21 protein-coding genes are annotated in these 23,466 nt (G+C 65.6%); 15 read left to right on the top strand and 6 right to left on the bottom strand.

Going from position 1 to position 23,466, the window contains the following annotated elements; translation table 11 throughout:
* Positions 1–53: 53 nt before the first annotated feature.
* From ACFW0B_RS17315 to ACFW0B_RS17325, 3 genes are all read left to right on the top strand, one after another.
* On the top strand, positions 54–968 hold the full coding sequence (locus tag ACFW0B_RS17315; RefSeq protein WP_449150242.1) for a zinc ABC transporter substrate-binding protein: 915 nt from the start codon (positions 54–56) through the stop codon (positions 966–968).
* A 175-nt stretch (positions 969–1,143) separates the two neighbouring features.
* On the top strand, positions 1,144–3,291 hold the full coding sequence (locus ACFW0B_RS17320; protein ID WP_449150243.1) for an adenosylcobalamin-dependent ribonucleoside-diphosphate reductase: 2,148 nt from the start codon (positions 1,144–1,146) through the stop codon (positions 3,289–3,291).
* Between the two features lie 16 nt (positions 3,292–3,307).
* The gene (locus tag ACFW0B_RS17325) at positions 3,308–3,994 is read left to right on the top strand and encodes a TSCPD domain-containing protein (protein WP_449150244.1); all 687 of its coding nucleotides are present in this window, start codon (positions 3,308–3,310) and stop codon (positions 3,992–3,994) included.
* Between the two features lie 63 nt (positions 3,995–4,057).
* Here ACFW0B_RS17325 and ACFW0B_RS17330 read toward each other — a convergent pair whose 3' ends face one another.
* Positions 4,058–5,008, bottom strand: coding sequence for a homoserine kinase (locus ACFW0B_RS17330; RefSeq protein ID WP_449150245.1), 951 nt, complete (start codon positions 5,006–5,008; stop codon positions 4,058–4,060).
* Positions 5,009–5,039: 31 nt separating this feature from the next.
* Positions 5,040–5,321 (bottom strand): DUF2782 domain-containing protein, encoded by a 282-nt coding sequence (locus tag ACFW0B_RS17335; protein ID WP_449150246.1) that lies wholly within the window; start codon positions 5,319–5,321, stop codon positions 5,040–5,042.
* Between the two features lie 74 nt (positions 5,322–5,395).
* Here ACFW0B_RS17335 and polA point away from each other — a divergent pair, with 74 nt between their 5' ends.
* The gene (polA, locus tag ACFW0B_RS17340; protein WP_449150247.1) at positions 5,396–8,143 is read left to right on the top strand and encodes a DNA polymerase I; all 2,748 of its coding nucleotides are present in this window, start codon (positions 5,396–5,398) and stop codon (positions 8,141–8,143) included.
* A gap of 277 nt (positions 8,144–8,420) precedes the next feature.
* Here polA and yihA read toward each other — a convergent pair whose 3' ends face one another.
* A complete protein-coding gene (yihA, locus tag ACFW0B_RS17345; protein ID WP_449150248.1) occupies positions 8,421–9,065 on the bottom strand; it encodes a ribosome biogenesis GTP-binding protein YihA/YsxC in 645 nt (214 codons plus the stop codon).
* Positions 9,066–9,239: 174 nt separating this feature from the next.
* Between yihA and ACFW0B_RS17350 the strand changes: the two genes are divergently transcribed.
* The 5 genes from ACFW0B_RS17350 to ACFW0B_RS17370 all read left to right on the top strand — a co-directional run bounded on the left by ACFW0B_RS17350 (position 9,240) and on the right by ACFW0B_RS17370 (position 13,764).
* Positions 9,240–9,530 carry a c-type cytochrome gene (locus ACFW0B_RS17350; protein ID WP_151131138.1) on the top strand — a complete coding sequence of 97 codons (291 nt, stop codon included), beginning with the start codon at positions 9,240–9,242 and terminating at the stop codon, positions 9,528–9,530.
* Positions 9,531–9,581: 51 nt separating this feature from the next.
* The gene (locus tag ACFW0B_RS17355; RefSeq protein WP_449150249.1) at positions 9,582–10,187 is read left to right on the top strand and encodes a c-type cytochrome; all 606 of its coding nucleotides are present in this window, start codon (positions 9,582–9,584) and stop codon (positions 10,185–10,187) included.
* Between the two features lie 142 nt (positions 10,188–10,329).
* Complete coding sequence (locus tag ACFW0B_RS17360; RefSeq protein WP_449150250.1) at positions 10,330–10,962, top strand: thiol:disulfide interchange protein DsbA/DsbL; 633 nt, start codon at positions 10,330–10,332, stop codon at positions 10,960–10,962.
* 16 nt (positions 10,963–10,978) lie between these two features.
* Positions 10,979–11,857 carry an endonuclease/exonuclease/phosphatase family protein gene (locus tag ACFW0B_RS17365; protein WP_449150251.1) on the top strand — a complete coding sequence of 293 codons (879 nt, stop codon included), beginning with the start codon at positions 10,979–10,981 and terminating at the stop codon, positions 11,855–11,857.
* Positions 11,854–13,764, top strand: a complete 1,911-nt coding sequence (locus ACFW0B_RS17370) for a diguanylate cyclase (protein ID WP_449150252.1) — start codon at positions 11,854–11,856, stop codon at positions 13,762–13,764. Before ACFW0B_RS17365 ends, ACFW0B_RS17370 begins: the two co-directional genes overlap by 4 nt.
* On the opposite strand, the gene ACFW0B_RS17375 is transcribed toward ACFW0B_RS17370, so the two are convergent.
* The gene (locus ACFW0B_RS17375; protein WP_449150253.1) at positions 13,743–15,161 is read right to left on the bottom strand and encodes a DASH family cryptochrome; all 1,419 of its coding nucleotides are present in this window, start codon (positions 15,159–15,161) and stop codon (positions 13,743–13,745) included. The genes ACFW0B_RS17370 and ACFW0B_RS17375 overlap by 22 nt on opposite strands.
* Before the next feature lie 260 nt (positions 15,162–15,421).
* Between ACFW0B_RS17375 and ACFW0B_RS17380 the strand changes: the two genes are divergently transcribed.
* The gene (locus ACFW0B_RS17380) at positions 15,422–16,015 is read left to right on the top strand and encodes a MarC family protein (RefSeq protein ID WP_449150254.1); all 594 of its coding nucleotides are present in this window, start codon (positions 15,422–15,424) and stop codon (positions 16,013–16,015) included.
* Positions 16,012–16,791, top strand: a complete 780-nt coding sequence (locus ACFW0B_RS17385; RefSeq protein ID WP_449150255.1) for an N-acetylmuramoyl-L-alanine amidase — start codon at positions 16,012–16,014, stop codon at positions 16,789–16,791. The genes ACFW0B_RS17380 and ACFW0B_RS17385 overlap by 4 nt, the downstream gene beginning before the upstream one ends.
* Positions 16,792–17,046: 255 nt before the next feature.
* Here ACFW0B_RS17385 and ACFW0B_RS17390 read toward each other — a convergent pair whose 3' ends face one another.
* Together ACFW0B_RS17390 and algB are read right to left on the bottom strand one after the other, a co-directional pair.
* Positions 17,047–18,822, bottom strand: coding sequence for a KinB sensor domain-containing domain (locus ACFW0B_RS17390; RefSeq protein ID WP_449150256.1), 1,776 nt, complete (start codon positions 18,820–18,822; stop codon positions 17,047–17,049).
* A gap of 14 nt (positions 18,823–18,836) precedes the next feature.
* Complete coding sequence (gene algB, locus ACFW0B_RS17395; RefSeq protein WP_449150257.1) at positions 18,837–20,183, bottom strand: sigma-54-dependent response regulator transcription factor AlgB; 1,347 nt, start codon at positions 20,181–20,183, stop codon at positions 18,837–18,839.
* Positions 20,184–20,623: 440 nt separating this feature from the next.
* Here algB and ACFW0B_RS17400 point away from each other — a divergent pair, with 440 nt between their 5' ends.
* From ACFW0B_RS17400 to gltP, 4 genes are all read left to right on the top strand, one after another.
* The gene (locus tag ACFW0B_RS17400; RefSeq protein ID WP_449150258.1) at positions 20,624–20,860 is read left to right on the top strand and encodes a hypothetical protein; all 237 of its coding nucleotides are present in this window, start codon (positions 20,624–20,626) and stop codon (positions 20,858–20,860) included.
* A 197-nt stretch (positions 20,861–21,057) separates the two neighbouring features.
* The gene (locus ACFW0B_RS17405) at positions 21,058–21,219 is read left to right on the top strand and encodes a DUF1328 domain-containing protein (protein WP_151131149.1); all 162 of its coding nucleotides are present in this window, start codon (positions 21,058–21,060) and stop codon (positions 21,217–21,219) included.
* A gap of 9 nt (positions 21,220–21,228) precedes the next feature.
* Positions 21,229–21,393, top strand: a complete 165-nt coding sequence (locus ACFW0B_RS17410) for an Ivy family c-type lysozyme inhibitor (protein ID WP_449150259.1) — start codon at positions 21,229–21,231, stop codon at positions 21,391–21,393.
* A 577-nt stretch (positions 21,394–21,970) separates the two neighbouring features.
* On the top strand, positions 21,971–23,302 hold the full coding sequence (gene gltP, locus ACFW0B_RS17415; protein WP_449150260.1) for a glutamate/aspartate:proton symporter GltP: 1,332 nt from the start codon (positions 21,971–21,973) through the stop codon (positions 23,300–23,302).
* The last annotated feature ends 164 nt before the right edge of the window (positions 23,303–23,466 follow it).

Raw genomic sequence — 23,466 nt, forward strand, 5'->3', positions numbered from 1 at the left:
CGTCCGGAGAAAGAGACGTTATTCTATAACTCTTTTTCTGCCGAGTCTGTGCCGTGTTCCGTCTATTCGTCTCCCTGTTCCTTGGTGCCTGCGCCCTGTCGGCCCAGGCCGACGTGCGCCTGCTGACCAGCATCAAACCGTTGCAACTGATCGCCGCCGCCGTGCAGGACGGCGCCGGCCAGCCGGAGGTGCTGCTGCCCCCTGGAGCCTCGCCGCACCAGTACGCCCTGCGCCCTTCCGACGTGCGCCGGGTGCGCGAGGCCGACCTGTTCTACTGGGTCGGCCCCGACCTCGAAGGCTTCCTGCCCCGCGTGCTGAAAGGACGCGACAAGCCCGCCGTGGCCTTGCAGGACGAACCCGGCATGACCCTGCGCCATTTCCAGGCGCTCGAGGATGAGCACGAGGCCGAGCACGACGAACACGAGCACGACCATGACCATCGCCCCGGCTCCCTGGACGCCCACCTCTGGCTGCTGCCGGCCAATGCCCGGGTGATTGCCGCGCGCATGTCTGCCGACCTGGCTGCCGCCGACCCGGCCAATGCGGCCCGCTACCGGGCCAATCTGACGGCGTTCCAGGGCCGCCTCGGTCGGCTCGATGCCGCCCTCGAGGCACGCATGGCCAAGGTCGCCGACAAGCCGTTCTTCGTCTTCCACGAGGCCTTCGACTACTTCGAGGCCGCTTACGGTTTGCGCCATGCCGGGGTATTCAGCGTGGCCAGCGAAGTCCAGCCCGGTGCCCGCCACGTCGCCGCAATGCGCGAACGGCTGCAGGCGGCTGGCCCGAGCTGCGTGTTCAGCGAGCCACCGATGCGTCCGCGCCTGGCCGAAACCCTGAGCGCCGGACTCCCGGTACGCCTGGCCGAACTGGATGCCATGGGCATGAACGCCCCGCTGGCTGCCAATGGCTACGAGACCCTGCTGCAGAACCTGGGCAACGGCCTGGCGGGCTGCCTGGAGGCTCTCTGATCTCGACTGCAGGGTGTGTGCACTGGAGCCCGCGTGGTGCGCACGGCGCATCCTGCCAGCGTCGAAAGGGTCGCCTGCTAATGTGAGAGAGAGGCCGCGGGCCGTCCTGATGTGGATCAGCGGCCGGCATTCGTGGTCAGACTAGTCTGGACTCTTCATCGAGGGAGGGCAGCGGATGGCCAGGACGGGAACCCCCAGGCAGGTCCAGGGTAACCACGGCATCGCCTTGCAGGCGGCGTCGGAAGACATCTGGGACAGCAAGTACCGCCTCAAGCACAGGGACGGTACGCCGATCGACCTCACCCCCGACGCCACCTGGCAGCGCGTGGCCCGCGCCCTGTCGGAGGTGGAGGCCGACGCCGCGGCCCGCGAACACTGGTACGAACGCTTCCTCTGGGCGCTGCGCAACGGCGCCATCCCTGCCGGGCGCATCATTTCCAACGCCGGCGCCCAGGACATCAAGCCCGCCACCTCCACCATCAATTGCACCGTTTCCGGCACCATCCTCGACTCCATGGACGACATCCTCGGCAAGGTCCATGAAGCCGGGCTCACCCTCAAGGCCGGCTGCGGCATCGGCTACGAATTCAGTACCCTGCGCCCTCATGGCGCTTATGTTTCCGGGGCCGGCGCGCAGACCAGCGGGCCGCTGTCCTTCATGGATATCTACGACAAGATGTGCTTCACCGTGAGCTCCGCCGGCGGTCGCCGCGGCGCGCAGATGGGCACCTTCGACGTCTGCCATCCGGACGTGCGCGAGTTCATCCGCGCCAAGCGCGAGGACGGCCGCCTGCGCCAGTTCAACCTCAGCCTGCTGGTGAGCGATGCCTTCATGCACGCGGTGGAGAACGACACCGAATGGCCGCTGCTCTTCCCGGTACACCCCAAGGAGCGCGAGGAACTCGACTTCGGCGACCCGACCCAGGTGATCTGGCGTGACTGGCCGGTGCATGAGGGCTACATCACCCGCGAGGACGGCCTGGTGGCCTGCAAGGTCTACGGCCGCGTCCAGGCCCGGCACCTGTGGGACATGATCATGGTCTCCACCTACGATTTCGCCGAGCCGGGCTTCATCCTCATCGACCGCGTCAACGAGCTGAACAACAACTGGTGGTGCGAGGCGATCCGCGCCACCAACCCGTGCGGGGAGCAGCCACTGCCACCTTATGGCTCGTGCCTGCTGGGCTCGATCAACCTCACCTCGTTCGTCGAAGAGCCATTCACCGAGGACGCGCATTTCGACTGGGAGCGCTTCCGTGCCGTGGTGCAGGTATTCACCCGCATGCTCGACAACGTGGTGGAAATCAATGGCCTGCCGCTGGCGCAGCAGCGCGAGGAAATCCTCGGCAAGCGCCGCCACGGCATGGGCTTCCTCGGCCTGGGCTCGGCGCTGGCGTTGCTGCGCTTGCGCTATGGCAGCACCGAGGCCTGTGTGTTCACCGAGGAAGTGACGCGGGAAATGGCCCTGGCCGGCTGGCAGGTGGCGCTGGAGCTGGCGCGGGAGAAGGGACCGGCGCCCATTCTGGCGCGCGACTATGAGGTTACCGCCGCCATGCTGCGCAAGCGCCCGGAAATGGTCGACGACGGTTACAAGGTGGGCGACCGCGTGCCCGGCCGCATCCTCCATGCCCGCTATTCCCGCTACATGCAGCGCATCGCCGAGTACGCCCCGGAACTGGTGGCCGAGCTGGCCGAGGTGGGGGCGCGCTTCACCCACCACAGCTCCATCGCCCCCACCGGCACCATCAGCCTCAGCCTGGCGAACAACGCCTCCAACGGCATCGAGCCGAGTTTCGCCCACCAGTACTCGCGCAACCTGATCCGCCCCGGGCGCAAGACCAAGGAGAAGATCGAAGTGCGCAGCTATGAGCTGCTGGCCTACCGCGCCCTGCTCAACAGCCAGGCCCGGCCGGATGCCGAGCACCCGGCGCAGCGGTTGCCGGATTATTTCGTCAGCGCCGACGACATCAGCCCGGCCGAGCACGTGGACATGCAGGCGGCAGCGCAGAAGTGGATCGACTCGTCCATCTCCAAGACCGCCAATGTGCCCACCGATTTCCCCTTCGAGGACTTCAAGGACATCTACCTGCGTGCCTGGCGCCAGGGCCTCAAGGGCTGCACCACCTTCCGCTTCAATCCGGCGGCCTTCCAGGGCGTGCTGGTCAAGGACGCGGACCTGGAGCGGACGGTCTACCGCTTCGAGCTGGAGGACGGCACCCTGGTGGAGCTGCGCGGCAACGAGGAGGTGGAGTACGACGGCGAGGTACACACCGCCGCCAACCTGTTCGAGGCCTTGAAGGAAGGCTACTACGGCAAGTACTGAACGACCGGAGGCGGTCATGACCATCAAGATCGAGAAGAAGATCAAGGGCTTCAGCCTGGTGGACCTGGAACAGGAAAAGGCCCGCAAGGCCGCCGAGGAAGCGGCTGCAGTGGTGCAGATGGACGAAACCCTGCAGCGCCCGGAAACCCTGGTGGGCGCCACCTACAAGATCAAGTCGCCGCTGTTCGAGCACGCGCTCTACGTGACCATCAACGACATCGTGCTCAACCCCGGCACCGCCTTCGAGCAGCGCCGGCCCTTCGAGATCTTCATCAACTCCAAGGGCATGGAGCACTTCCAGTGGATCGTCGCCCTCACCCGCATCATGTCGGCGGTGTTCCGCAAGGGCGGCGACTGCACCTTCCTGGTTGAGGAGCTGAAGGCGGTGTTCGATCCGCGCGGCGGCTACCTCAAGCGCGGTGGCGTCTACATGCCGTCGCTGGTGGCCGAGATCGGCGCCGTGCTGGAGCGTCACCTGGTCGCCATCGGCCTGATGGAAGGCCAGAAGCTGGACGAGGAACAGCGGCTCTACCTCGCGGAAAAGCGTGCCGCCTACGAGGCCAGCCAGGGCATCACTACCGCCGAACCCGGCGAAGGCTTCCCGCCCGGCGCCCAGCTCTGCGGCAAGTGCAATACCCAGGCGGTGGTGCAGATGGATGGCTGCGCGACCTGCCTCAACTGCGGCTATTCCAAGTGCGGGTGAGCCGGGAAAGGCAACGCATGCGTTGCCCCGGCGAACGACCGGACATGCGAAGCAAGGTGTGCATCAGAGTGCAAACGGCAGCGGCACATCCATCTTCTGCCGCTGCGCCAGGCGCAACTGGAACACATTGGGATCGTGGATCAGCACGTCCTGCCCGGCGAAAGCATTGGCGGCGATCAGGCGCGACAGCCAGAAGCGTACGCAGGCGATACGCAGGGCGGTCGGCCAGAGTTCGGCTTCGGCGGCGGTGAAGGGGCGCAGCGCGGCGTAGGCGCCGAGCAGGGCACAGGCGAGCGGGTGGTCGAGGCGGCCGTCGGCGTCCGAACACCAGTCGTTCAGGCAGATGGCCAGGTCATAGAGCATCGGCCCGGAGCAGGCGTTGTAGAAGTCGATCACGCCGGACAGGTGCGTGCCATCAAACAGGACATTGTCCTTGAACAGGTCGGCGTGCAGGTTGGCGCGCGGCAGGGCGAGGAAGCGCGCCTTCACCGCGCCGATTTCCTTCAGTGCGTCACGCAGCAGCGGCAGGGCGGTTTCGTCCAGTTGCAGGGCCAGCGCCGGACCTTCAGCGAGCATCCAGTCCAGGCCGCGATCGCTCTTGCGCTCCAGCACTCGTTCGCGGGTGGCCAGGTGCAGGCGCGCCAGCAGGGTGCCGACTTCGGCGCAGTGGTGGGCATTGGGCTGGTGCACATGCTTGCCTGCCAGGCGCGGCTGCAACAGCGCCGGCTTGCCGGCCAGTTCGCGCAGGGCTTCGCCGCTTCCGGTGCGCAGCGCGAAAGGGACCGGCAGGTCCGCGTCGTGGAGCACGTCCAGCAGTTCGATGAAGAACGGCAGGTCGTGGACCGGGCCGCGCTCCACCAGGGTCAGTACGTATTCACCCTCTTCCAGGCTGACGAAGAAGTTGCTGTTCTCGGAGCCTTCGGCGATGCCCTGGAAATCCCTCAGCCGGCCCAGCCCGTAGGGGGCGAGGAAAGCTTCCAGTTCCGAGCGTTCAAGGGGAGTGAATACAGACATTGGACTACCTTGTTACGGGGTTGCGTGTGCGCTACCAGCTGAAGATTTCCCAGGCCGGGATGAGCATGTCGGGATAGTCCGAGCGGACGAAATTGCTTTCGCCGTCGGCGCGGACCAAGAAGTACGGCTTGCCACCCTTGGGGGTCACCTTGATGGCGTAGAGGAAACCGTTGACGCGGTATTCCTGGATGGTTTTGTCGCCCTCCTGGCGGATGGTTACGTCCGGCTCGGCGGACGGCTCCTCTGCGGCGAAGGTGGCAACCGGAGCGATAGCCAGCAGGCTGGCCAGCAAAAGGCGGTTCAGTGCGCGCATGGTAACCTTGTCCCTTTTCGTCAATGATCGGTCCATTCTACTTCGGGTCCGGTGAATAAAGGTTGATTTCACGCATGAGCCAAGCCCCTCTCGTCCTGGTGGACGGATCCTCCTACCTGTACCGCGCCTTCCATGCCCTGCCGCCGCTGACCACCTCGGCCGGCCTGCCCACGGGCGCGGTCAAAGGTGTGCTGAACATGCTCAAGAGCCTGCGCCGGCAGTTCCCGGACAGCCCCTTCGCGGTGGTCTTCGACGCCAAGGGCGGCACCTTCCGCGATGAAATGTTCGCCGAGTACAAGGCCAATCGCCCCTCGATGCCGGATGAACTGCGCGTGCAGGTGGAACCCTTGCATGCCAGCGTGCGCGCACTCGGGCTGCCGCTGCTCTGCGTGGAGGGCGTGGAGGCCGACGACGTGATCGGCACCCTGGCCCGGCAGAGTGCGGCGGGCGGGCGTCCGGTGGTGATCTCCACCGGCGACAAGGACATGGCGCAACTGGTCGACGGGCACATTACGCTGGTCAACACCATGACCGGTAGCACGCTGGACGTGGATGGCGTGAAGGAGAAATTCGGTGTCGGTCCTGAACTCATCATCGACTACCTGGCGCTGATGGGAGACAAGGTGGACAACATTCCCGGCGTGCCCGGCGTCGGCGAGAAGACCGCCCTCGGCCTGCTCACCGGCGTGGGCGGCGGCCTGGATGTCCTCTATGCCAACCTGGACAAGGTGCCCAGCCTGCCGATTCGCGGCGCCAAGACTCTGCCGGCCAAGCTCGAAGAGCACAAGGACATGGCCTACCTGTCCTACAAGCTGGCGACCATCAAGTGCGACGTCGAGCTGAACGTCGAGATCGATTCCCTGCACCCCGGCGAACCGGACCGCGAGGCCCTGGCCGAGCTGTATCGCACCCTGGAATTCAAGACCTGGCTGGACGAGCTGCAGCGCCAGGCCAAGGCTGGCGGCGAGCAGCTGGAACTCGCTGAAGCTGCACCGGCCAAGGCCGAGGCGCGCTACGAGATCATCCTGGAGCAGGCGCAGTTCGACGCCTGGCTGAAAAAGCTGGAAGCCGCCCCGCTGTTCGCCTTCGACACCGAAACCACCAGCATCGACGCCCAGCAGGCGCAGGTGGTGGGCGTGTCCTTCGCCGTGCAAGCCGGTGAAGCCGCCTACGTGCCCCTGGCCCACAGCTATATGGGCGTACCGGCACAACTCGACCGCGACGCCGTGCTCAAGGCCCTCAAGCCGCTGCTGGAAGACCCGGACAAAGCCAAGGTCGGCCAGCATGCCAAGTACGACATGAACGTCCTGGCCAATGCCACCACGCCCATCGCCGTGCAAGGCATCGCCTTCGACACCATGCTCGAATCCTATGTGCTGGACGCTACGGCCACCCGTCATGACATGGACAGCCTGTCCCTCAAGTACCTGGGGCACAGCACCATCCGATTCGAGGACATCGCCGGCAAGGGCGCGAAGCAGCTGACCTTCGACCAGATCGCCATCGAACAGGCCGGCCCCTATGCCGCCGAGGATGCGGACATCACCCTGCGCCTGCACCAGACCCTGTGGCAGAAGCTGGAAGCCATTCCCTCCCTGGCCAGGGTCCTGCGCGAAATCGAAATGCCCTTGGTACCGGTCCTGGCCCGCATCGAGCGCAATGGTGCCTATGTCGACGGCACGCTGCTGGGCCAGCAGAGCCTGGAGCTGGGCGAGAAGATGGTGGCGCTGGAGCGCCAGGCCTTCGAGCTGGCCGGGCAGGAGTTCAACCTCGGCTCGCCCAAGCAGCTCGGCGCCATCCTCTATGAAAAGCTCGGCCTGCCGGTGCTGGCCAAGACCGCCACCGGCCAGCCTTCCACCGCCGAGAACGTGCTCGCCGAACTCGCCGAGCAGGATTACGAACTGCCCAAGGTGATCATGCAGTACCGCACCCTGAGCAAGCTCAAGAGTACCTATACCGACAAGCTGCCGGAGCAGATCAACCCGCGCACCGGGCGCATCCACACCTCCTACCACCAGGCGGTGGCGGCTACCGGGCGGCTGTCGTCCAGCGACCCGAACCTGCAGAACATCCCGATTCGCACCGCCGAGGGCCGGCGCATCCGCCAGGCCTTCGTCGCGCCAAAGGGCTACAAGCTGCTGGCGGCGGACTATTCGCAGATCGAGTTGCGCATCATGGCCCACCTGGCCAAGGACGAAGGCCTGCTGGATGCCTTCCGCCATGACCGCGACGTGCACCGTGCCACTGCTTCCGAGGTGTTCGGCGTGCCGCTGGACGAGGTCACTCCGAACCAGCGCCGCAGCGCCAAGGCAATCAACTTCGGTCTGATCTACGGCATGAGCGCCTTCGGCCTGGCCAAGCAGATCGGCGTCGAGCGCAAGGAAGCCCAGGCCTACATCGACCGCTACTTCGCCCGCTATCCCGGCGTGCTGGCCTACATGGAGCGCACCCGCGAGCAGGCGGCGCAGCAGGGCTTTGTCGAAACCCTGTTCGGCCGCCGCCTGTACCTGCCGGAAATCCACTCGAAGAACCAGGCCATGCGCAAGGGCGCCGAGCGCACGGCGATCAACGCGCCCATGCAGGGCACCGCGGCCGACATCATGAAGCGCGCCATGGTGGCTGTGGATAAGTGGCTGCAGGAGAGCGGCCTGGACGTCCGCGTCATCCTCCAGGTGCACGACGAACTGGTGCTGGAAATACGCGAGGACCTGGTGGACCAGGTATCCGGGCAGATTCGTACGCTCATGGGCGGCGCCGCCGAACTGGATGTGCCGCTGGTGGTGGAAGTGGGCGTGGGTGACAACTGGGATGAGGCGCACTGAGTGCGCCTTCGGGGAGGGTATCTGTTTCGCGGCTGAAACAGATGTTTAGTCTTGAATCGAATAAGCAGATTTTTTTGATAGCAAAGTGTTTTCAGAAAGGCTCTGAACTTTTTGCAAAGCGCGGGAGTCACAGACTTGAATGGCTGGTGAAGCCTTTCGATGCTCCTTTTGCTGTGTTTAGTGTTGGCAGATATCTGAACCCCGCCCTAGCGGTTCAGACTTAGACCCCGAACTTCCCCCTCCCCATACGAAGTCCGGGGTTTTTTTTGTCCGGAGTTCAGGCTTGCTCGGCCTCGTCTTCTTCCTGATCCAGCTGCAGCCAGTGCGCCAGCACCGCATGGGCTTCCTCGACGCCCTGGCGCTTGGGCGCGGAGAACAGCTGGATGCTCACGCCCTCGCCCCAGCCCTTGCGGATTTCCTGGCGCACCTTGAGCAGGGCGTTCTTCGCCGCGCCGAAGGCCAGCTTGTCGGCCTTGGTCAGCAGGATATGCATGGGCATGTTGCCGGCGCTGGACCAGTCCAGCATCAGGCGGTCGAAGTCGGTGAGCGGGTGGCGGATGTCCATCAGCAGCACCAGGCCGGCGAGGCTTTCGCGGCTGCTGAGGTAGGCCTCCAGGTGGTGCTGCCAGTGCTGCTTGAGGGGGATCGGCACCTTGGCATAGCCGTAACCGGGCAGGTCCACCAGGCGACGCTCTTCGTCGAGGGAGAAGAAATTCAGCAGCTGAGTGCGGCCCGGCGTCTTCGAGGTGCGCGCCAGGTTCGCGTGGGTCAGGGTGTTCAGCGCGCTCGACTTGCCGGCGTTGGAGCGTCCGGCGAAGGCCACTTCCAGGCCGCTGTCCGGCGGGCACTGGTCGACCTTGGCGGCACTGATGAGGAAGCGGGCCTGTTGGCACAGACCAAGAATGGGGTTCTTCAATGACATGGGGAATCCAGGGGTGCGACGTGGTGTCGCATAGGGCGGTTTCGTTTCCGTTTATGCATCGCCAGTATATAATGCCGCGGATTTAGTGTGCGCTTTATCCCCCAGGGTCTGGTGTCCACGGCAACGACCGACGCACGTAAGAATGCGCGGCAATGCCCTCCGATGAGGTTGATCATGAAGAAAGTACTGCTCGTCGCTAGCCTTGCGGCGCTGTCCTTCGCCGCTCAGGCGGCTCAGGACCCGGAAGCGGTTTTCAACAGGGCCTGTGGTGCCTGTCACTCTGGTCAGCTGCCGATGGCGCCGAAAAAAGGCGACAAGGCTGCCTGGGAACCGCGACTGGCCAAGGGCATGGACACTCTGGTGCAGAGCGTCACCAATGGTTTGAACGCCATGCCGCCGAAAGGCCTGTGCATGGATTGCAGTGCCGAGGACTACAAGGCCGTCATCCAGTGGATGAGCCAATAAAGTAGCCCGGCGCATAACACCTTCACCCTTTAGCCGTAGTTGGATTAGCTGATGAACAAAGTAATCGTGAGTCTGCTGTTGACCCTGGGCATCACCGGCATGGCCCACGCCGCTGGCGACGCCCAGGCTGGCCAGGCCAAGGCCGCTGTTTGTGGCGCCTGCCACGGTCCGGATGGCAACAGTGCCGCCCCGAACTTCCCGAAACTGGCAGGCCAGGGCGAGCGCTACCTGCTCAAGCAGATGAAGGACATCAAGGACGGTAACCGTACCGTGCTGGAAATGACCGGCCTGCTGAACAACCTCAGCGAGCAGGACATGGCCGACATCGCCGCCTACTTCTCCAGCCAGAAGGGCAGCGTCGGCGCCGCCGACCCGAAAGTGGTCGCCGCTGGCGAAGCCCTCTTCCGTGGCGGCAAGCTGGATCAGGGCATGCCGGCCTGCACCGGCTGCCACGCTCCCGACGGCTCCGGCAACGCGGCTGCCGGCTTCCCGCACCTGGGTGGCCAGCATGCCCAATACGTGGCCAAGCAGCTGACCGATTTCCGCGAAGGCACCCGTACCAACGATGGCGACAGCATGGTCATGCGCAGCATCGCGGCCAAGCTGAGCAACAAGGATATCGAAGCGGTTTCCAGCTACATCCAGGGCCTGCACTAAGGCCCGTGGTCTGGAATCTGAACAAGGGTGGCCTCGGCCACCCTTTTTCGTTCTGCGGCCCGCTACAATGGCCGGAACCCGCTGTGTAGCCGCAGGTCGAATCATGGCCCTCGCGGCCCCATTACCCCTCAAGGAGTGAAGCATGCGTAACCTGATTCTTTCCGCCGTTCTTGCTGGCGCCAGCCTGCTGGGCATGAGCGCCGTCCAGGCTGACGACATCGTGGCCGGCAAGCAGTACGTCGAGCTGAGCAGCCCGGTTCCGGTATCCGTGCCCGGCAAGATCGAAGTGGTGGAGTTGTTCTGGTACGGCTGCCCGCACTGCTATCAGTTTGAACCGACCCTCAACCCCTGGGCCGAGAAGCTGCCGGAAGACGTGAATTTCGTGCGTATTCCCGCGATGTTCGGCGGTTTGTGGAACGTCCACGGCCAGCTGTTCATCACCCTCGAAAGCATGAAGGTCGAGCATCAGGTGCACAAAGCGGTGTTCGATGCCATCCACAAGGAAGGCAAGAAGCTGGCTACCCCGGAGGAAATGGCCGAGTTCCTCGCCACCCAGGGCGTGGACAAGGACGCCTTCCTCAAGGCCTACAACTCCTTTGCCGTGAAGGGCCAGATGGAGAAAGCCAAGAAGCTGGCCATGGCCTACCAGATCACCGGCGTTCCAGTCCTGGTGGTCAATGGCAAGTACCGTTTCGACATCAGCTCCTCGGGCGGCCCGGAGCAGACCCTCAAGGTCGCCGATCACCTGATCGAGAAGGAGCGCGCCGCGAAGTAAGCGGCGCATTCGCCCTATGCTGCGACGCTGGGTGGGTGAGCGGGCGGCGAGCTCGTGCGATGCACGGGTGAACCCCCATTGCGACAAGGGTGGGCTGCCTGCCGATGGCCGCCTGCGCTTGCTCAGCTTCAACATCCAGGTCGGCATCAGCACCGAGCGTTACCATCACTACCTGACCCGTGGCTGGCAGCACCTGCTGCCGCACACGGGCCGCGCCGGAAACCTCCAGCGCATCGGCAGCCTGCTCGGCGACTATGACCTGGTCGCCCTGCAGGAAGCTGATGGCGGCAGCATCCGCTCCGGCTTCGTCAACCAGGTCGAACACCTCGCCCAGCTTGGCGACTTTCCTTACTGGTACCAGCAACTCAATCGCAATCTCGGGCGCATCGCCCAGCACAGCAACGGCCTGCTCAGCCGCCTGCAACCCAGCCTGCTGGAAGACCATCCGCTGCCGGGGCCACCCGGTCGCGGCGCGATCCTGATGCGCTTCGGCAAGGGCCCCGGGGCTCTTGCCGTGGTGATGATGCACCTGTCCCTCGGCGCCCGTACCCGCACTCGTCAGCTGGCCTACATCCGTGAGCTGGTGGCCGGTTATCGCCACCTGGTGCTGATGGGTGACATGAACACCCACGCCAACGACCTGCTGGAGCGCTCGCCCCTGCGCGACCTCGGCCTCCTCGCCCCTCAGGTCGAAGCGACCTTCCCCAGTTGGCGGCCGCAGCGCTGCCTCGACCACATCCTGCTCAGCCCCAGCCTGACCCTGGAGCGGGTGGCGGTGCTCAGCCAGCCCATATCCGACCACCTGCCCGTGGCCGTGGACATCCGCCTGCCGGCCGAACTGCAGGCCGACCTACCCCTGGCCCTCAGCCAACCCAAGCGCGGAATCCCTGCATGAGCGACGACGCCCAGCGCTGGAAAAGCAAATACCTGGAAAGCCTCGAAGAACAGGAAAAGCTGGAAAAGCGCTGGGATGCCCGTCTCGACCTGCTGCGTCGTGGCCTGGTGCGCAGCTCCCTGGCGGCCGAGGGCTCCGACAAGGCGGTCGACCAGTGCATGCAGGAGCTGCGCGAAATCATCCGCGGCGAGCAGATGGACGCCGGCCTCGCGGCCCTGATTCCGCGCCTGGAAAAGGCCGTGCTGGACTCCGAGCAACGCCGCCAGCAGCGTGTGGAACAGAACGTCAGCGCCCTGACCGGCATCACCAGCCGCCTGCTCGCCCTCGACCTGCCGCGTGAAGTGCGCAAGGGTCTCAAGCAGTTCGCCAAGCGCATTGATGAACGTGCGCGCCAGTCCCGTGAGCTGCCGGCCGTGCTGGCCGAGCTAGGCATGCTCCAGGGCCAGGCGCTACAGGCGCTGGTCGGTGAAGACACGGCGGTCGCCAGGCCCGGTCTGCTGCAGCGCCTGCTCGGCAGCGGGCGCGACGCGCCTTCGGCCGACACCGCGCCTGCCACTCCGCAAGACGAACAGCCTTCCCCGGCGGGCGAAGCCGCTCCTCCGGCAGAGGCCCTGCCCGAGCCCGCTGATCAGCGACCGCCGAGCGAAGCCGAAGCTGCTTCCCCCCGCCCGCTGCCGGCCTCCATCGAGCCCGCCGCGGCTGCCCCGGCGCACAACAGCACCCTCGACAGCCTGCCGCTGGCCGCCGCCATCCTGATCGGGGAGGGCGACCCCGAGTACGCCCTGCCGGCCATGCCGGAGCCCGGCTACAGCGCCATCGCGCCCCACGTGGCCGACAGCCTGCGTTCATTGCTCGATGAGCTGGACCTGCCGGAACATCACCAGCCCCAGGCCGCGATGCTGCGCCAGCGCCTGGAGGGCGGGCTCAACTGGTACGAACTGGTGCCGGTGCTGGATGACTTCCGCGTGCTGGTGCTGGCGGTGACCGACACTGGCCACCGCGAGTTCGCCGGCTACCTGAAACAGCTCAACCAGCGCCTGGCGCAGTTTCTCGAACACCTCGGCGCCGCCCAGGAAGGCTATGCCGAGTCGCTGGACAGCGCCCGCGCCCTGGACCAGCAGCTGCGCGAACAGGTCAGCGGCCTGCAGGCCAGCGTGCAGGACGCCACCGACCTGGAGCATCTGAAGCAGAGCCTGGAACACCGCCTCGACGGTCTGCTCGACACCATGGACCGCTACCAGCAGCAGCGCTCGGCTCGCGAACAGGAAGTGAACCAGCGCCTGCAGGCGCTGATGGCCCGGGTGGCGAACATGGAAGACGAAGCCAGGGCTTTCCACGACAACCTCGAGGCCCAGCGCCAGAAGGCCCTGCAGGACCCCCTGACCGGCCTGCCCAACCGCGCCGCCTGGAACGAGCGCCTGGAGCTCGAACAGGCCCGGCAGCAGCGCTACGGCGGCGACCTGCTGCTGGCGGTGATCGACATCGACCACTTCAAGCGCATCAACGACGGCTTCGGCCACCTGGCCGGCGACAAGGTGTTGAAGATCATCGCCGGCGAGCTCAGCCGGCGCCTGCGCAAGACCGACTTCATTGCCCGCTTCGGCGGCGAGGAGTTCGTCCTGCTGCTGCCTTCCACCCCCGTGGAGGGCGGCGAGCGATTGCTGGAAGACCTGCGTGCGGCCATCGAAGCCTGCCCCTTCCACTTCAAGGGCGAGCGGGTGTCCATCACCCTCTCTGCCGGGCTGGCCAGCCTGGTGCCCGGTGAGCCCGGTGACGCCGTCTTCCAGCGTGCCGACCAGGCGCTCTATCGGGCCAAGCATCAGGGGCGCAATCGCGTCGTGCTGGCGCAGCCGCCGTCCGGACGCGGCGAAACCGGCGCGCAGGGTCAGGCCGCGCTGGAGATATAAGGCTTCCAGTTTTCCGGAATGTGCTCCAGGCGCGGATAGTCGAGCCCGGCGAACTGCGGTTCGCTGAGCATGAACGGCGTGTGCCGCTGTTCAATCGGCAGGCCGCGCAGCTCCGGTAGCCAGAGGCTGACGTAGGTCGCTTGCGGATCGTACTGGCGGGCCTGGCGCAGGGCGTTGAAGGCCCTAGCGCGTTGCGGGTCGCTGGCGACGCCGGCGAGGTAGGCCCAGTTGCCCCAGTTGCTCGCCGGGTCGTAGTCCAGCAGGTGTTCTTCGAACCAGGCCGCGCCGTAGCGCCAGTCCTGCTGCAGGTCGTTGACCAGGTAGGCGGCGACTATCTGGCGACCACGACTGGACATCCAGCCGGTCGCCATCAGCTCGCGCATGTTGGCGTCCACCAGCGGCATGCCGGTGCGTCCGTTGCACCAGTGCAGGTAGCGCTCATCGAGGTTTTTCGCGGCCTGTGCGGTGGCTTTCAGGCCATCGGCGCGGAACAGGGCATTGCCGTAGCGCAGCATCGTCCAGCGGAAGAACTCGCGCCAGAGCAGCTCCATCCGCAATTGCTCGGTGGACTTGTTGCGGCCGTGCTGTCCCTCCAGGCGGTGCAGCTCGGCGGCCACGCGGCGTGGCGACAGGCTGCCATTGGCCAGCCAGGGCGACAGCTTGGACGAATACTCGCTGCCGATCATGCCGTTGCGCGATTCCTGGTACTGATGCACGCCCTGGGTTTCCCACAGGTAATCGCGCAGCCGCGCCAGGGCCGCCGGTTCGCCGCCGGAAAACGGAAAGGCGGTGGCCGGCACCCCCTGGGGTTCGCCAAGGCCCAGGCGGGACAAGGTCGGCAGCGGCTCCATCAGGCTGGCCGCACCACTGGGCAGCGGAGGCAGGCTTTGGGGGGCGGGGCGCGGCTGGAAGACATGCAGGCGAGATTCCAGCAGATCGCGGAACTGATTGAAGACCGAGGGCAGCTCGGTCAGTGGACGGGGCAGCTCTTCCTCGCGCAGCAGGTTGTTGCCCGGCAGCTCGGTCAGCGGCACCTCCAGCGCCTGGCGCACCCGGCGCAGCTCATCGCGCTCGTAGGGCGCCATCTCTTCCAGGGTCAGCACTTCATCCAGGCCCAGGTGCTCCACCAGGGTGGGAATCACCAGTTCGGCGCGGCCCTGCACCACCATCAACCGCGAGCCATGCTGGCGCAGGCCCGCATCCAGCGCCGCCAGGCTTTCCAGCAGGAAACGCGCGCGATGCACGCCGAGCCGGCGCGTGCCGAAGGGCGAGGGACGCAGCAGGTCGGGATTGAAGACATAGAGTGGCAACAGGCGCTCCGCCTGGAGCCCTGTTTGGAGCGCCGGGTGATCGTCGAGCCTGAGATCCTGCTTCAACCAGAGCAGCGCGCGGCGCATGGCGGTCTTCCTCGGCGGGGACTTCCCTTACCTACAACATTACCCGCGGCAGTCTTTTTCACCTTGCCGTTCATCCCCGCCGACAGGCCCCATGTCCGATAACCCGCGGTGGCAGTGGGCTATAATCCGCGCCCTTTTTCTCCCGGGGCAGCCTCCGGGGAAGATTTCGCAACAGCTTCACCCTCCACCCCGGGAGCTGCGCGCAGACGCCAGCGCAGCGGCCCATTACACTTCTGCCCATTGGTTCAGGGGAGCAACCCATGGAAATCCTCGGCATTGCCGTCTTGATCTTTCTGGTCACCGATCCCTTCGGCAACATCGCCATCTTTATCGCCGCCCTCAAGGGCGTGGCCCCCGAGCGCCGTCTCAAGGTGGCGCTGCGCGAGTTGCTGTTCGCCCTCGCCCTGCTCCTCTTGTTCCTCACCTTCGGTGACAAGATCCTCAGCGGGCTGGGCCTGTCCCGCGAGTCCATCGCCATCGCCGGCGGGATCATCCTTTTCATCATCGCCCTGCGCCTGATCTTCCCGCGTCCGGAAGGCGTGCTCGGCGACCTGCCCGGCGGCGAGCCGATGCTGGTGCCCCTGGCCACCCCGGCCGTGGCCGGTCCGTCGGCCCTCGCCGTGCTGATGACCCTGCGCAACACCCACCAGGGCGAGCTCTGGGAGCTCTATGTGGCGGTGATCCTGGCCTGGGCCTGCACCGCCCTGATCCTGCTGCAGGCCGCCTTTCTCCAGCGCTTCCTCGGCGATCGCGGGCTGATGGCCGTGGAACGCCTGACCGGCATGCTGCTGATCATGCTCAGCATCGACATGCTGCTCGACAACCTGCAAAGCATCCTGCACCTGACCCCATGAAGTCCTTCGTTCTAAGCCTCGCCTTGCTGCTGCTGGGCGGTTGCGCCGGCGGGCTGCAAATCGACGACAGCCATCGCTCGGTGAGCCAGAGCAGCCGCGTGCAGTACGTGGTGCTGCACTACACCTCCACCGATATGCAGAGTTCCCTGCGCCTGCTGACCCGCGACGGCGTCAGCAGCCATTACCTGATCGGCGACCACCCGGCGAAGATCTACCGCCTGGTGGACGAAACCCGCCGCGCCTGGCATGCCGGGGAAAGCGAATGGCAGGGCCGCACCTGGCTGAACGCCAGCACCATCGGCATCGAGCTGGTCAACGATGGCTATCGCGAAGCCCCGGGTGGCCGCGTCTACCAGCCTTTCAGCGACGAGCAGATCGACGCCCTGATCCTGCTCCTCAAGGACATCGTCCAGCGCCACAACCTGCCCCCCGGCAGCATCATCGGTCACAGCGACATCGCTCCCCAGCGCAAGGTCGACCCGGGCCCGCTGTTCCCCTGGAAACGCCTGGCCGACGCTGGCCTGGTGCCCTGGCCGGACGCCAGCGCGGTGGCCCGCCAGCAGGCACGCTTTGCCATGGCCCTGCCCACCGTCGGCTGGTTCCAGCAGCAGCTGGCGCGCCAGGGTTACACCACGCCGCAGACCGGCGTGCTGGACAAGGAAACCCGCAACGTCATCGCCGCCTTCCAGATGAAGTACCGCCAGCGGCTGTTCGACGGCCAGCCCGACGCCGAAACCGCCGCGCTGTTGCTGGTGCTCAACGGGATGCCGCATTAGGGCTCGAGCGACGAATCCACCTGCGGTACGGACTTCTCGTGGTACGGGTGAATTCATTGGCCAAAGGCAGCGTAGCTGCCCCTTTCAACCCTGCTGGCATGCCTTCGGCCTGCTTGGCGAATGAATCGGCTATGTTTGCGTGAGCTGTTGCATGTCTAACGGACCAAAACGCCGTAGTCCTCCCGGACACCGCGCGGAATCGTTGCGCAGGGGGACGAGCGGCATGAAAGCAGCGCCTGTGAGGGACTTCAGCCCCTACACCGGCAAGGTCATATAGAACTGCGCACCCTGCCCCGGCCGTGAATAGAGGCCGACACGTCCGCCGTGCAATTGCACGATCTCCTTGAACAGCGCCAGGCCCAGGCCGGCGCCGCCCTTGCGGTGGCCGACCTGCACGAAGGGTTCGAAGATCCGCGCCTGCTGGCTGAAAGGCACGCCGTCGCCGTCGTCCGTCACGCTGACCAGCACCCGTTCGCCGTGACGCCGGGCCTCCAGGCGGATGTGTCCGCCGTCCGGACTGTGACGGATGGCATTGCCCATCAGGTTGTCCAGCGCCCGCTCGATCTGCAGGCGGTCCAGTTTCACCTGCGGCAGCGGCGGGTGCAGTTCCAGCTCGATCTCGATGCCGCGTTCGCCGGCCTGGGCGCTGAAGCGCTGGCGCAAGGCGCAGAGCAGCTCTTCCAGGTCGCAAGGGGTACGCTCCAGGGCCTGCACGCCGCTCTGGTAGCGGGAGAAGTCCAGCAGGTCGTTGATCAGCCGCACCAGCCGCTGCATCTCTTCGTCCACCGTGGTCAGCAGGTCGGCCTCGCGGCTTTCCGGGTCGAAGCGCAGGCGCTCATTGAGCAGCCCGAAGGCCATCTGCATGCCGGTCACCGGCGTCCGCAATTCGTGGGAGGCACGCAGCACGAACTCCTTGCGTACCCGCTCAAAGGCGCGTTCCTCGGTCACGTCGCGCAGCACCATCACGCCGCCGAGCAGGCGCCCACCTTCCAGCGCCACCGGGACCATGCGCCAGCTCAGCAGGCGCTGTTCGGCGTCGACCATGACCACCAGGTCCTCGGGCTCGCTCTCCAGAGCGTCGCCGCGCAGTACGCGCTGGGCCTGCTCGTCCAGTTCCGGTCGGCCGAGTGCCTTCGACAGGAGGAGGCCGTACGGCGGCTCCTCCCAGGACAACTGCAGCAGGGCCACCGGATTCGCGTGCTGGATGCGTCCCTGGCGATCGAGGATCAGCAAACCGTCATCGATGCTGTCGAGCACCGCCTTCAGGCGCTGCTGCTCGCCCAGCAATTTCTCCACGTTGGTTTCCTTGAACATGCGCAGGGCCTCGGTCATCAGGCCGAAGCGGCGGATCAGCGCAGCCATCTCGTTCACCGGCGACAACGGCAGGGTGACCTGGAAATCTCCCCGCCCCACCTGGTCGGCCGCCTTGGCCAGGGCGTCGATGGGGGCGCCGAAGCGGCGGGCGATGCCCTGGGCGGTGATGAAACCGATCAACAGCACGGCAACGCTGACCAGTCCGAGCAGCCCGGCGATCAGCTGGGCGCGGTCACGGGTCGCCGTTTCCGCCGTCCTGACGATGGCCAGGGCATGACGTTGCAGCTCCGCCAGATCGCCGCGCAGGGCTTCCAGGGCGCGGTCGGTCTCGCGCTGGTCCAGCAGGCTCGTGCGCAGGTCGGCAGGCTGGCGCACAACATCGAGGAAGACCTGGTAGGAGGCTGCAATCTTTTCGAACTGCTCGTGGGCCTGCGGGTCGGCGGTCGAATCCAGGCCTTCCTGCAGCGCCTCCATGAACTTCTGCTGGGCGTCCTGCAGGGCCGCGACGTCTACTTCCTCGCCCAGCAGATTGACCATCTGGTCGCCCAGGTGCTGGCGCATGCGCTGGCCGAGGTCGAGGGTGGTGAAGGACTGGTTGATCAGCCGCTCCCGGGAGCCGGCGATCTGGGTCACGCTGACCAGCCCCAGTAGCAGGCCCACGAGGGCGACGGTGATCAGCGCCGAGATGCTCAGGAACAGCCGCGTGCGCAGTCGCATCGCCGTTGCCTCGTTCAGAGGCCGTAGAGCTTGCGCTTGCGGTACAGGGTGGAAGCGTCGATGCCGAGGGTGCGGGCGGCCTGGTCCAGGGTGTCGCTGCTGGCCAGCACCCCGGCGATATGCGCCCGCTCCAGTTCCTCCAGGCTCAGCGGTCCGCCCACACGCGGCGCGTTGGCGGCGGGCGCGTCGCCCAGGCCCAGGTGGCTGACGTCCACCACCTCCTGGTTGCAGATGATGCTGGCGCGCTCGATCACGTTGCGCAGCTCGCGCACATTGCCCGGCCAGCGGTAACCCTGCAGCGCCGCGATCGCCTCTTCACTGAAGGCGCGCGCGGGGCGCCCGTATTCGCCGACGAAGCGCGCCAGGAAGCGTTCGGCGAGGTCGAGGATGTCTTCGTGGCGCTCGCGCAGCGGCGGCAGGCTGAGGGCGATCACATTGATGCGGTAGAGCAGGTCCTCGCGGAAGCGGCCATCGCGGGACATTTCCTCCAGGTCGAGGTTGGTGGCGGCGAGGATGCGCACGTCGGCACGGCGGGTCACCGGGTCGCCCACACGCTCGTATTCCTTGTCCTGGATGAAGCGCAGCAGCTTGGGCTGCAGGCTCAGGGGGAAGTCGCCGATCTCATCGAGGAACAGGGTTCCGCCATCGGCCTGGCTGACCCGGCCGAGGGTGCTTTCACTCGCCCCGGTGAAGGCGCCACGGTTGTGACCGAACAGCTCGCTTTCCATGAGGTCGGCCGAGAGCGAAGGACAGTTGACGGTGACGAAGGACTTCTTCGCCCGCTTGCTCCAGCTGTGGATGGCGCGGGCCAGCTCACCCTTGCCGGTGCCGGATTCGCCGAGGAGAAGGATGTTGGCGTCGGTGCCGGCCACCTGTCGCGCGGTTTCCAGCACCGTCATCATCGCCGGGCTCTCGGACGCCAGGCCATCGCCCGCGCGGCGCATCTCGCCTTCCAGGACTTCCAGGCGGGCGGTGAGCTGGCACATTTCCAGCTGTTTGGCCGCCGCCATGCGCAGCTGGTCCGGGCTGCAGGGTTTGACCAGGTAATCGGCGGCACCGGCCTGCATGGCGTCCACCGCCGTATCCACCGCCGAATGCGCGGTGACGATCACCACACGCATCCAGGGCGCCTGCACGCGCATCTGCGCCAGTACGTCCAGGCCGTTGTCCTCGCCCAGGCGCAGGTCGAGGAAGCACAGGTCGAACACCTGCCGTTGCAGGATCGCCTCGGCCTGGGCCGCGCTGCCCGCCGTGGCGACGCTGTAGCCCTCGTCCTCGAGGCAGTAACGGAAAGTGCGCAGGATGGCGGCTTCGTCATCCACCAAGAGAATTCGTCCCTGGTTCTCGCTTGCCTGTTCCATGATCTCGCTCCATTTCCGCGTCATAGAAAGTTAGTCCAAGAATCGTCGTGCAAGTTGCACGTGCTTTTTCTGCAGGCCTTGCAGCATGCAAGCACAGCAATGCCTGGGCTGGACGCTAACTCGCTGATTGACAGGGAAACTCTTCCAATCGAGCGACTGGCACAGGCCTTGCGATATTCCCGGTACCTGAAGGCGCGTCGGTCTTTCCACCTCTTGTGACCTCTGCGCACCGCAGGAGCACTCCGCCTGGAACAGGGAGGTTCCGGGCCTTTTGAAAGGCGGCGAGCCGTCCGCGGAGCCGGGCGGGAGTGTCCGCTGGAGTTGACAGGGAAGCCGGCGCAAGCGAGTGAACTTCAGCTGTATTCGGAGCCCCGGGTGGCACGGGCCGCGCTCGTGGTCCCGAGGTCGATCGAACATCCGCCCAAGGGGAGGATTCGAGAATGAAAGGTTTCCAGTGGCACTCGCCCAGGTGGCTCATGGTGCTGGTGATCGGGCTTCTGGCAGTGCTCGGCATGTTCGCCGACTACCTCCTGCACGAAGGTGCCCGGCCTGCGCTGCCGCAGATCCCCGCGGAACAGAGCAGTAGCACGGCACCGGTGCGGGCCGACGGGCCGCTGCACGAAGTGAGTCAGCCCGTGCAGAGCGAAGTCGCTACCCAGCTGCGCTGGGTCTTCTGATTTCGCAGAAGGAGTCTCGCCATGTGGAGTCTTACCGTTGTCATGAGCGCTTCGCTGTGCGGCCTTGCCTGGTTGCGCCGGGCCATCCACGGCTTTGCAACACCCTTCGACACGACGCCCTGCGCCGTGCCGGTCGCCAGGACGCAGCCGTGCCGTCGGCCGCTGCGCTGAAAACACCAAAGCAGAAGGAGAAGTCCATGTTGAGTTGGGCACTTACTTTCCTCGTCATCGCCATCGTTGCCGCCGTGCTGGGATTTGGCGGCATCGCCGGGACGGCCGCAGGCATCGCGAAGATCCTCTTCGTCATCTTTCTGGTGTTGTTCGTGGTGTCCTTCATCATTGGCCGACGAGCGCCCTGAGGCGGTCGCATGGCAGGCCGGAGCAAGGCGCTGGTCGCCCTGCCCGCGCCGCATGTCGCCTGCCGCTGGAACAAGGGCGACGTTGGGGGACTCTATGTGCAGGTGCCGGATGCATTGCCGTCCGGTAAGTCGTCCAGTCGACATGCCAGTTTCCGCTGGCTCGACGAGCCATGAAGGCGGACGCGAACTGGCATTGAAGGCCATAGGGATCAAGGCCCGCTGACGGGCCGAGGGACCAGGGGGCCGGGTTGTTCCGCGTCGTCAGGAGCGGCGTGACCTAGGGGCAGATGGGGTGCCTCCGCAGCCATGCGGGCCAGGTCGGGAGAGCTGCTGCCGGGAGCTGGATGTCCTCCAGCTCCCGGTGGGCAGCGGAAGCGCCATTCCAGTTATCCACCCTGCAACCTTGCTGACTGCCAGCCCGAGCAGATGGCCGTGCGCTGTGCGCACCAGGTCAAACCGCCGGTGCGCATGGCGCACCCGGATCGCCTTCAGAACCGGGTGGATCGCGCTTCATCAATCCACCCTCTACTGCCCCATCGGGGCCCTGCCCATGTCGAAATTGCTATTTCGCAGCCTCTGGAACCGCCGTTCCATCTGTTATTCGTCATGCTGATTCGGCATAGGGTAGGCGGTTACGGCATTAGACGATCGTTAGCCTCCTATGAATCATGTCGCCCCTTTTGCGGTCCGCCCGGCCATCCCGGACGGTGCCGTGCTCCCGACTTCCACAAGAAATCAGAGGGTGACGACTATGACCAAGGCCAGACTGAGCCTCGCGTGGCAAATACTCATTGGGCTGGTGCTGGGTATCGCCATTGGCGCCCTGCTCAACCACTTCAGCGCGGAAAAGGCCTGGTGGATCGCCAACGTCCTGCAACCGGCGGGCGATATCTTCATCCGCATGATCAAGATGATCGTCATCCCGATCGTCATCGCTTCGCTGGTGGTCGGCATCGCCGGCGTGGGCGACGCCAAGAAGCTCGGCCGCATCGGCCTGAAGACCATCCTCTACTTCGAGATCATCACCACGGTGGCGATCGTGGTCGGCCTGCTGCTGGCCAACTTCTTCCAGCCCGGCTCCGGCATCGACATGAGCACCCTGGGCACGGTGGACATCTCCAGGTATCAGCAGACCGCCCAGGAAGTGCAGCATGACCATGCACTGATCTCGACCCTGCTGAACCTGATCCCCTCCAACATCTTCGCCGCCGTGGCCCGTGGCGAGATGCTGCCGATCATCTTCTTCTCGGTGATGTTCGGCCTTGGCCTGTCCAGCCTGCCGGGCGAGACCCGCGAGCCCCTGGTGAAGGTGTTCCAGGGCGTGTCCGAAACCATGTTCAAGGTCACCCACATGATCATGGCCTACGCGCCCATCGGTGTTTTCGCACTGATCGCCGTGACAGTGGCCAACTTCGGCTTCGCCTCCCTGCTGCCGCTGGCCAAGCTGGTGGTGCTGGTCTACTTCGCCATCGCCTTCTTCGCCTTCATGGTGCTGGGCCTGGTGGCCCGCCTGTTCGGCTTCTCCATCACCAGGCTGATGCGCATCTTCAAGGACGAGCTGATCCTCGCCTACTCCACCGCCAGCTCCGAGACCGTGCTGCCGCGCATCATCGAGAAGATGGAAGCCTACGGCGCGCCGCGTGCCATCAGCAGTTTCGTGGTGCCCACCGGCTACTCCTTCAACCTCGATGGTTCGACCCTGTACCAGAGCATCGCTGCGATCTTCATCGCCCAGCTCTACGGCATCGACCTGTCCATCGGCCAGCAGCTGCTGCTGGTGCTGACCCTGATGGTCACCTCCAAGGGCATCGCCGGGGTTCCGGGCGTGTCCTTCGTGGTGCTGCTGGCCACCCTGGGCAGCGTCGGCATCCCGCTGGAAGGCCTGGCCTTCATCGCCGGTGTCGACCGCATCATGGACATGGCGCGCACCGCCCTGAACGTGATCGGCAACGCCCTGGCGGTGCTGGTGATCGCCAAGTGGGAAGGCATGTACGACGCCGAGAAGGGCCAGCGCTACCTGGCCTCCCTGCACAGCCTCGGCGGCGGCGAAGCGCAGCCCAAGGGCCGCGCGGTCATCGACTGAATCGCGCCACGTTGAATGAGAAAGCCCGGCGCTTGGCCGTAATGCTGTTCACTTTAGAGGAGCAGCCTTGCGATCTACCGGATAGCGGGACTTGGAGATCTTCACCGTCCTTGGTCTCGAGGGCCTTGGACGGTGATCCAGAAACAACCCTCCGACTCCGGCCC

Origin of the sequence: Metapseudomonas phytobenefica, from assembly GCF_043392685.1 — a bacterium.
In the GTDB taxonomy this organism is placed as follows: domain Bacteria; phylum Pseudomonadota; class Gammaproteobacteria; order Pseudomonadales; family Pseudomonadaceae; genus Metapseudomonas.